Origin of the sequence: Brevibacillus reuszeri (assembly GCF_002897295.1) — a bacterium.
Classification (GTDB): domain Bacteria; phylum Bacillota; class Bacilli; order Brevibacillales; family Brevibacillaceae; genus Brevibacillus; species Brevibacillus reuszeri_A.
Genome location: NZ_BEXF01000127.1, coordinates 1 through 582, shown reverse-complemented (window position 1 = coordinate 582; position 582 = coordinate 1). Strand labels below are relative to the sequence as shown.

Below are 582 nucleotides of genomic sequence, written 5' to 3'. Positions count from 1 at the left end.
GTGGTGGAAACGAAAAATCTAATTTAATACCTGTTCCTCGATCAATTCATCAACAACTTATAACAGCTTGGTGGAACAGCTACAATAAAGGGTGATTAAAAATTGGCATCAGATGTAGTTAACAACTTAGAAGCATATAGAAAATGTTTAAATAATGATAAATATATTCAACATTACAGCAGCGGTAATCTGAATGAGACTAAATCAGCATTTAATTCCCCTGCATCACTAAGTGACATTCAAAATTTATGCCAGAAAAAAGGCTGGACACTTCCAGATCAGTATGTTGAATTTTTGTTGTATTGTAACGGATGCTATTTGTTTAGAGACCAGTTCGGGACAGGTTTTGACTTGTTAAGCCATAAACAAATGGATGAATACCACTTAAATTACATGCCTAAAAACTGGATTCCTATTTGTTATTATGTTGGAGATTATTTATTCATCGACTCAGATAGAGTGGATACTGGAAAAGGATATTTGATGTGGCACAACCACGAACAATATTTTGAGGATCCACCAACTATCAGATATGAAATTGATTTTAATACTTGGCTTGAAAGATTAATAATTGCCCAAGGC

General features: G+C 33.7%; 1 protein-coding gene. It reads left to right on the top strand.

The genetic code is table 11. From position 1 onward, the window contains the following. Nucleotides 1-102 precede the first annotated feature (102 nt). Nucleotides 103-582, top strand: a 480-nt coding sequence (locus tag C3B52_RS35785; protein WP_103111018.1) for an SMI1/KNR4 family protein, incomplete at its 3' end; no start/stop codon positions are given.